Origin of the sequence: Nocardioides sp. IC4_145 (assembly GCF_011250565.1) — a bacterium.
Classification (GTDB): domain Bacteria; phylum Actinomycetota; class Actinomycetes; order Propionibacteriales; family Nocardioidaceae; genus Nocardioides.
In genome coordinates this window covers 61,392-70,358 of record NZ_JAANMS010000015.1, presented here as the reverse complement: position 1 = coordinate 70,358, position 8,967 = coordinate 61,392, and the positions used below count along the sequence as shown (strand labels likewise).

The following is an 8,967-nucleotide window of genomic DNA, read 5'->3' as shown; positions in this document are numbered from 1 at the left end:
CGAGCGTGTCGAAACCCCGGGACCCGACTGCGGCCTCGGGGGCGCGTGTCCGCCTGCGGCGGGCGGTTGTCGGCTCCCGGGTCGTTGTGCGGCCGTGCCGCGGGGCCGGGGTGCGCCGGGTGGTGGGTCGGGGCCTGCGGCTGGGGGGCGCCTCCGGCTCACTTCCTCGCCGTGTCGGCCTTCCCCCGCTTCGCTCCTCCAGGCCGCCACGCCTCCGATTTACGTTCGCCCTCCGGCGCCCCGCCGCCTCCGGCCCCGACCCGCGCGGCGTACCGGGCTCGCGGGCCGTCCTCGGCGACACGGCGGCCGGGGAGTCGGGGATGCGTGCGACTGCGGCCGGAGGCGAAATGGCCACCGGGCCGGCCCCTCGAGAGGGACCGGCCCGGTGTGCCGTGGATCGGTGGAGCGTGGAGCAGGTGGTGCGGTGACGTCAGCGGGGGAAGATGCGGCCCGAGGACGACGCCAGGTCGAGCAGGCCGATGCCCGCGAGGTTCAGCTGCAGGCCATGGACGCCGGTGCCGTGGAAGGTCCGGTCGAACAGCTTCCGGAAGTTCAGGAAGTTGTCGTCGCCCAGGTCGTACTGGTCGCCGGCCTTGAGCGTGACGGGCTTGCCGTTGTGCCGGATGTCGAGGTACTTCGTGGTGACGGTCGGCTTGACCTTGGCGGACTTCGCCGAGCGCTTGAGGTTCACCAGCGAGGACAGGCCCTTCACCTCGAGGCCGAGGGTCGGGACGGTGATGGTGCCGAGGTCGGTGCCGATGAGCGCCTGGGCGGCCTTGCCCTTGCCGTACTTGCCCATGGTCTTGTAGGTCACGCCGGTGACGTTGACCAGGCCGCCGAGCAGGCTGTAGTCCGCGGCCTTGGTGGTCTGCACCTTGCCGTTGGTGCCACCGCAGGGGATGGAGCGCTGGCCGAGGTTGCCGACGTTGAGCAGCGGGATGTCGCCCAGGATGTTCGCGCCGGTGGCGGTGCCGCGGAATACGCCTGCGGGGCCGGCCTTGGAGATCGCGGTGCGGGCCCGGCCGAGCTGCAGCATGGTGTTGTTGCCGGTGGCGTTGATGAGGACCTTGAGGGCGTACGCCTCGGAGATGCCCTGCTTGCCGTTCGCCTGGCCGGACGAGGAGCCGAGGCCGATGCCGCCGAGGCCCGGGATCTCGATCATGCCGCCGGGGCCGAGGCTCCGGAGCAGGCCGATGACCTGGTTGACGATCTGGGAGACCGGCGCGGTGACCTGGTTGAGGATGTCGAGCAGCATCGCGAGCGGGGTGCCCTCGACGACGGAGCCCTCGTAGTCGAGCGAGATGCCCTTGAAGCCGAAGGACTCCTCGTGGCCGAACCTGCCGTTGGCGTGGAACGCGTCCGCGACCGACTGCAGGCCCTCGATCTTGAGCTTGGGCAGCTTGCCGAGGCCCGGCAGCTCGAGGCCGCCGATGGTCACGTCGCCGACGGTGCTGACGCCGCGGACGCCGGTGCGATTGCCCTGCTTGTAGGTCTCGGAGGTCTGCTTGGTGACCGAGAGGTCGATGAGGCCCTCGGGCAGGAGGCCGTCGGTGATCTCGTCGAGCGGCGCGAGGATGGACCGCTTCTCGGCGACGCGGCCGGCCATCGTGGTGCAGCGCTGCTGGGCGTAGCCGCCCTTGAGCGCGCGGAGCTCGACGCCCTCGAGCAGGAGCTTGGTGCCGAAGACGTCGGCCTTGTAGCCGAAGCCGGTCTTCTCGAGGCGGCCGGAGTCGGTGAGCTTGCCGGCGGGGGCGGAGACGGCGGCTCGGGAGCCGGTCTCGGCGGTGGCCGTGGGGGTCACGGCGAGGGTGCCGGCGAGGCCGGCCGCGCTGACCGCGGTGACCGCGATCGCCCTGCTCAGGGTCTTGTTCACGTTTCCTGCTTTCGTAGCTCGCGCCGCTCGACCCTCCCCGGCCGGGCGACGTCGGATCCTGGTGGCCGGACCGCAGGGGTCCGTGGCCGGGGGACCAGCCGGGGCCTGCCCTCCGAGAGACGACCCGGGGAAGCCGTCTCACGCCTGCAACGGGGAGCGTGCTCCTTCGTTACGTCGGCCATGCCTGTGACGTCGACGTGTCTAGACATCGGGGTCCGAGGGCCGGGAAGGGCGGGGCCGAGACGACGAACGGCCCCTCGGACGAGTCCGGGAGGCCGTTGCTGTGCTACGTCGTGCTACGTCGTGGTGGCGCCTCCGGCAGGATTCGAACCTGCGACACCTGGTACCGGAAACCAGTGCTCTATCCCCTGAGCTACGGAGGCAGCGCGCCGCCGGCGTCGCCGGCGTGCGCGGTGGAACCGTACCCGTCCCCGGCCGTGCGGGAGAAACCGGTGCCCGCCGATAGGCTTGGACGGTGACTCCGGCGCAGCTCTCCACGACCATCGTCGACGGCCTGACGGCCCTCGTCGAGCAGGGCGACCTCGCCCTGCCCGACGGCGTACCCAGCGAGGTCACCGTCGAGCGTCCGCGCCAGAAGGGTCACGGCGACTACGCCACCAACGTCGCGCTGCAGCTGGCGAAGAAGGCCGGCACCAACCCGCGCGCCCTCGGCGAGCTGCTCGCCGAGCGGCTGCGCGCCTCCGACGGCATCGGCGGCGTGGAGGTCGCGGGCCCGGGCTTCCTCAACATCACGGTCGAGGCCGGCGCCCAGGGCCAGGTGGCGGCTGAGATCGTCGCGGCGGGGGAGCGGTACGGCGCCTCCGACGCGTTCCGCGGGGAGCGGATCAACCTCGAGTTCGTCTCCGCGAACCCGACCGGTCCGATCCACATCGGCGGCGTGCGGTGGGCCGCGGTCGGCGACGCGCTCGGGCGGATCTTCACGATGACCGGTGCGCAGGTCACCCGGGAGTACTACTTCAACGACCACGGCAGTCAGATCGACCGGTTCAGCGGCTCGCTGCTCGCGGCGGCCAAGGGCGAGCCGACGCCGGAGGACGGCTACGGCGGGCAGTACGTCCACGACATCGCGCGCGCCATCGTCGAGCAGCGCCCCGACGTGCTCGGGCTGGGCGACGAGGAGGCGCAGGAGGTCTTCCGCGCGGTCGGCGTCGACATGATGTTCGAGGAGATCAAGAAGAGCCTCCACGAGTTCGGCGTGGACTTCGACGTCTTCTTCCACGAGGACGAGCTGCACAAGAGCGGCGCGGTCGACCGGGCGGTCGCGCGGCTGCGCGAGCTCGGCAACGTCTACGAGCAGGACGGCGCCGTCTGGCTGGCCACCGAGAAGTTCGGTGACGACAAGGACCGGGTGATCATCAAGTCCGACGGCCAGGGCGCCTACCTGTCCGGCGACCTCGCCTACTACCTCGACAAGCGCGAGCGCGGCTTCGACCGGTGCCTGATCATGCTGGGTGCCGACCACCACGGCTACGTGGGCCGGATGAACGCCATGTGCGCGGCCTTCGGTGACCAGCCGGGCACGAACCTCGAGATCCTCATCGGCCAGATGGTCAACCTCCTGCGCGACGGGCAGCCGATGCGGATGTCGAAGCGGGCCGGCACGGTCGTCACGATCGACGACCTGGTCGAGGCGATCGGGGTGGACGCCGCGCGCTACGCGCTGGCCCGCTACAGCTCGGACTCCAACATCGACCTCGACCTGGACCTGTGGGCCAAGGCGACCAACGACAACCCGGTGTTCACGGTGCAGTACGCCCACGCGCGGGTCTCGAGCCTGCTGCGCAACGCCGCCGACCTCGGCGTCGAGGCGGCCTCGCACCCCGAGCTGCTGACCCACGAGAAGGAGGGCGTGCTGCTGCGCGCCCTCGCGGAGTTCCCGCGCGTGGTGACCGCGGCCGCCGAGCTGCGCGGGCCGCACCGCGTCGCCCGCTACCTCGAGGAGCTGGCCGGCACCTACCACCGCTTCTACGACAGCTGCCGCGTCCTGCCGATGGGCGACGAGGAGACCACCGACCTGCACCGGGCGCGCCTGCTGCTGGTCCAGGCGACGCGCACGGTCCTGGCCAACGGCCTGGGCCTGCTCGGCGTGTCCGCCCCCGAGCGCATGTGAGGACGACCCGATGACGCACGAAGCAGGGTGGGCGCACGCGCCCGGAGCCTTCCGCGGTCCCTCGTGGCTGCGCACGCCCGCCGACCCCAACGACCTGGTGCCCCAGCTGTGGTCGACCACCGCGCACAAGGACGACGCGGGGGTGCTGACCGTCGGCGGCGTGGCGCTGACCGAGCTGGTCGCCGAGCACGGCTCGCCGGCGTACGTCCTGGACGAGGACGACTTCCGGGCCCGGGCCCGGGCCTTCCGCGACGCGTTCGCGGCGTACGACGTCTACTACGCCGGCAAAGCCTTCATCTCCGTCGCCGTCGCCCGCTGGATCGCCGAGGAGGGCCTCTCGCTCGACGTGTGCAGCGGCGGCGAGCTGTCGGTCGCCGAGCGGGCCGGGTTCCCGATGGAGCGGGTGGAGTTCCACGGCAACAACAAGTCCGAGGGCGAGCTGCGCCGCGCCGTTCGCCTGGGTGTCGGACGGATCATCGTCGACTCCTTCCACGAGATCGAGCGGCTCGCCCGCGTCGCCGCCGAGGAGGACGCGACCGTCCCGGTGATGATCCGCGTGACGGCCGGCGTCGAGGCGCACACCCACGAGTACATCGCCACCGCCCACGAGGACCAGAAGTTCGGCTTCTCGATCACCGCCGGCGACGCCCTCGAGGCGGTACGCCGCGTGGTCGCCGCGGGCGCGCTGGAGCTGCGCGGGCTGCACTCCCACATCGGCAGCCAGATCTTCGACTCCTCCGGCTTCGAGGTCGCCGGCCGGCGGGTGCTGGCGCTTCACGCGACGGTGTCGCGCGAGCTCGGCGTCGACATGGCCGAGATGGACCTCGGCGGCGGCTTCGGCATCGCCTACACGACCCAGGACGACCCCGCCGACCCCGCGCGGCTGGCGTCCGAGATGACCGCGATCGTCGAGCACGAGTGCCGCGCGCTCGGCATCCAGCAGCCGGCGCTGTCGATCGAGCCGGGCCGGGCGATCGTCGGCCCGTCGATGTGCACGGTCTACGAGGTCGGCACCGTCAAGGACGTCAGCCTCGACGGGGGCGCCTCGCGCACCTACGTCTCGGTCGACGGCGGGATGAGCGACAACATCCGCACCGCGCTCTACGACGCCGACTACTCCTGCACGCTCGCCTCGCGCCGCTCCGACGCCGAGCCGGTGCTCGGCCGGGTAGTGGGCAAGCACTGCGAGGCCGGCGACATCGTGGTCAAGGACGAGTTCGTGCCGGGCGACCTCGCTCCCGGCGACCTCGTCGCGGTGCCCGGCACGGGCGCCTACTGCCGCTCGATGGCCTCCAACTACAACCACCTCCTGCGCCCGCCGGTGATCGCGGTGCGGGACGGGGCGTCGCGCGTCCTCGTCCGGCGGGAGACTGAGGACGACCTGTTGGCGACTGACGTGGGTGATCTGTGATGGAGGGCGACAAGCGACCCGACAAGCTCCGGGTGGCGGTGCTCGGCTGCGGCTCGGTCGGCTCCCAGGTGGTGCGGCTGCTGCAGGAGCAGGCCGGCGACCTGGCCGCCCGGGTGGGCGTGCCGGTCGAGCTGGCGGGCGTCGCCGTGCGGCGCCTGGACGCGCCGCGCGAGGTGGAGGTCCCGGCCGACCTGCTGACGACCGACGCGACGGGTCTGGTGACCCGCGACGACGTCGACCTGGTCGTCGAGGTCATCGGTGGGATCGAGCCGGCGCGCTCGCTCATCCTCGCGGCGCTCGAGAACGGCGCCAGCGTCGTCTCCGCAAACAAGGCGCTGCTCGCCGAGGACGGCCCGACGCTCTTCGAGGCCGCCGAGAAGGCCGGCCGCGACCTCTACTACGAGGCCGCCGTCGCCGGCGCCATCCCGATCCTGCGTCCGCTGCGCGAGTCGCTCGCCGGCGACCGCGTCACCCGGGTGCTCGGCATCGTCAACGGCACCACGAACTTCATCCTCGACAAGATGGACAGCTCCGGCGCCGGCTTCGCCGAGGCGCTGGAGGAGGCCCAGGAGCTGGGGTACGCCGAGGCCGACCCGACCGCGGACGTCGAGGGCTTCGACGCGGCCGCGAAGGCCGCGATCCTCGCCTCGCTCGCGTTCCACTCCCGGGTGACCGCCTCCGACGTGCACCGCGAGGGCATCTCCGAGGTGACCGCGGCCGACGTGCAGTCGGCCCGCGACATGGGCGCGGTCGTCAAGCTGCTGGCGATCTGCGAGCTGCGCGCCGACGACCGCGGCGAGGAGGCCGTGGCCGTCCGGGTTCACCCCGCGATGATCCCGCGCTCGCACCCGCTGGCGTCGGTCCGCGAGGCCTACAACGCGGTCTTCGTCGAGTCCGAGGCCGCCGGCCAGCTGATGTTCTACGGCCCCGGCGCGGGCGGCTCGCCCACCGCGTCGGCGGTCCTCGGCGACCTCGTCACCGTCGCCCGCAACCGCCTCGCGCGGACCCGCGGCGCCGGGGAGTCGGCGTACGCCGACCGCGCCGTGCTGCCGATGGGGGAGACCCGGACGCGCTACCACGTGGCGATCGACGTCGACGACCGCGCCGGCGTGCTGGCGACGGTCGCCGCGGCGTTCGCCGAGCACGGCGTCTCGATCCAGACGGTCCGCCAGGAGGGCCGCGACGACGACGCCCAGCTCGTGGTGGTCTCGCACGAGGCGACCGACGCGCAGCTGAGCGCGACCGTGGAGCACCTGAGGGGCATGGACATCGTCCGCGAGGTCACCTCGACCATGCGGGTGGAAGGGGAGCAGGAGTGAGCACGCGCACGGCCACCCACCAGTGGCGGGGGGTCATCGAGGAGTACCGCGACCTGTTGGAGATCCCCGCGGGCACGCCCGCGGTCACGCTCCGCGAGGGCGGCACCCCGCTGGTCCACTCCGAGTGGCTCTCCGGCCTCACCGGGGCCGAGGTCTGGCTCAAGGTCGAGGGCAGCAACCCCACCGGCTCCTTCAAGGACCGCGGCATGACCGCCGCGATCTCGGTCGCCAAGGCCGACGGCGCCGAGGCGGTCGTCTGCGCCTCGACGGGCAACACGTCGGCGTCGATGGCGGCGTACGCGGCCAAGGCCGGCCTCAAGCCGCTCGTGCTCGTGCCCGAGGGCAAGATCGCCGCGGGCAAGATGGCGCAGGCGATCATGCACGGCGGCCAGGTCGTCATGGTGCGCGGCAACTTCGACGACTGCCTCGCGCTGGCCCGCCAGCTCGCCTGGGACTACCCGGTCGCCCTGGTGAACTCGGTCAACCCGGTCCGCCTCGAGGGGCAGAAGACCGCGGCCTTCGAGATCGTCGACTTCCTCGGCGACGCGCCCGACTACCACCTGCTGCCGGTCGGCAACGCCGGCAACGTCTCGGCGTACTGGCTGGGCTACAACCAGTACGCCGACCTCGGCATGGCCACCAAGCGGCCGGTCATGCGCGGCTTCCAGGCCGAGGGCGCGGCGCCGCTGGTGACCGGGGAGCCGTTCCCCGATCCCGAGACCAAGGCGACCGCGATCCGGATCGGCAACCCCGCCTCGTGGAAGCTCGCCGAGGCGGCGCGCAACGAGTCCGGTGGCCGCTTCGCCGCGGTCAGCGACGACGCGATCCTCGCCGCCCAGCGCGAGCTCGCCGCCCGTGACGGCGTCTTCGTCGAGCCCGCCTCGGCGGCCGGGATCGCCGGGCTGCTGCAGGAGCTCGCGGGCGGCGAGTCGTACGCCGGCAGCACGGTCGCCGTCACCGTCACCGGCCACGGGCTCAAGGACACCGCCACCGCGCTCGAGGGGTACGCCGCCAGCGGGCAGAGCGTCGTCGACACCGTCATCGACGCGGACGTGACCGCGGCGGCCGAGGCCGCCGGCCTGCGGTGACCTCGTTCGTCGCGGGGCCGGTCCGGGTGACCGTGCCGGCAACGTCGGCGAACCTCGGCCCCGGCTTCGACAGCCTCGGGCTCGCGCTCGAGCTGCGTGACGAGCTCGAGGGCGAGGTCCTCGGTGACGGCTTGGTCGTGGAGGTCGTCGGCGCGGGGGAGGGCTCGGTCCCGCTCGACGAGTCGCACCTGGTCGTCTGCGCGATGCGGGCCGCCTTCGACGCGCTCGGCGGGCAGCCGCCGGGGCTCCGGCTGCGGTGCACGAACGTCGTCCCGCACGCCCGCGGTCTCGGCTCGTCCTCCGCGGCCATCGTCGGCGGGCTGGTGCTCGCCCGCGCGCTCGTCGCCGGCGGCACGCTGGTGCTAGACGACGCCGCGCTCTTCGAGCTGGCCGCCCGGATGGAGGGCCACCCCGACAACGTCTCGCCGGCGCTGCACGGCGGCTTCACGATCTCCGGGCACGACGACGACGGCTTCTGGACCGTCGGCTCGCCGGTCGACCCGCGGGTGGCCGTGGTCGTCTTCGTGCCGCCCGACGGGGTCTCCACCGAGGTCGCCCGCGGCCTGCTGCCCAGCCAGGTCCCGCACGCCGACGCTGCCGCGGACGCCGGTCGCACGGCGCTCCTCGTCGCCGCCCTCGGCGGCCGGCCCGAGCACCTCCTGCGCGCCACCCGCGACTACCTCCACCAGGAGCAGCGCCGGCCCGCCATGCCTGCCTCGCTCGCCCTCGTCGACGCCCTGCGCGCCGACGACGTGCCGGCCGTCGTCTCCGGCGCCGGCCCGACCGTGCTCGCCTTCGTCGACGGCCCGGCCGGCGGCGAGCGGCTGCTCGCCCGCTGCCCCGACGGCTGGGCCGCCCACGTCCTCGGCGTCAGCACCGACGGCGCGCGCGTCCTGGACTGAGGCTCGTCGCTGCTCGGGCGCGCCGGGTGCCGGTCCACCAAGGTATGCAGCCGAGCCGTCACTTCCCCGTGTGAGTCCAGCCAGGGGAGTGGCGGTTCATCAAGGTATGCAGGCGAACCGACGCTGTCGGCTTTCCTGCATACCTTGATGAACCTGCGCCGCGCCGATCGGGCGGGCCGCGGACGGACGGTTCACCCCGGTGATACATTGACCGCGCGCCGTACCACCAGGCGTGCACCCGAT

General features: G+C 72.9%; 6 protein-coding genes and 1 tRNA gene. 5 read left to right on the top strand and 2 right to left on the bottom strand.

Annotated features, from left to right (window positions below):
* Positions 1-430: 430 nt before the first annotated feature.
* Together G6553_RS08880 and G6553_RS08875 are read right to left on the bottom strand one after the other, a co-directional pair.
* Positions 431-1,873 (bottom strand): hypothetical protein, encoded by a 1,443-nt coding sequence (locus G6553_RS08880; RefSeq protein WP_166191180.1) that lies wholly within the window; start codon positions 1,871-1,873, stop codon positions 431-433.
* A gap of 307 nt (positions 1,874-2,180) precedes the next feature.
* Positions 2,181-2,256: transfer RNA gene (locus G6553_RS08875), tRNA-Arg, on the bottom strand.
* A gap of 92 nt (positions 2,257-2,348) precedes the next feature.
* Here G6553_RS08875 and argS point away from each other — a divergent pair.
* From argS to thrB, 5 genes are read left to right on the top strand one after another with little or no spacing between them, the layout of a single operon-like run.
* Positions 2,349-4,004 (top strand): arginine--tRNA ligase, encoded by a 1,656-nt coding sequence (gene argS / locus G6553_RS08870; protein ID WP_166191178.1) that lies wholly within the window; start codon positions 2,349-2,351, stop codon positions 4,002-4,004.
* A gap of 10 nt (positions 4,005-4,014) precedes the next feature.
* Positions 4,015-5,415 (top strand): diaminopimelate decarboxylase, encoded by a 1,401-nt coding sequence (gene lysA / locus G6553_RS08865; RefSeq protein ID WP_166191176.1) that lies wholly within the window; start codon positions 4,015-4,017, stop codon positions 5,413-5,415.
* On the top strand, positions 5,415-6,734 hold the full coding sequence (locus G6553_RS08860) for a homoserine dehydrogenase (RefSeq protein ID WP_166191174.1): 1,320 nt from the start codon (positions 5,415-5,417) through the stop codon (positions 6,732-6,734). The genes lysA and G6553_RS08860 overlap by 1 nt, the downstream gene beginning before the upstream one ends.
* Positions 6,731-7,822 carry a threonine synthase gene (gene thrC / locus G6553_RS08855; protein WP_166191172.1) on the top strand — a complete coding sequence of 364 codons (1,092 nt, stop codon included), beginning with the start codon at positions 6,731-6,733 and terminating at the stop codon, positions 7,820-7,822. Before G6553_RS08860 ends, thrC begins: the two co-directional genes overlap by 4 nt.
* Positions 7,819-8,724, top strand: coding sequence for a homoserine kinase (gene thrB, locus G6553_RS08850; protein WP_166191170.1), 906 nt, complete (start codon positions 7,819-7,821; stop codon positions 8,722-8,724). Before thrC ends, thrB begins: the two co-directional genes overlap by 4 nt.
* Positions 8,725-8,967: the final 243 nt, after the last annotated feature.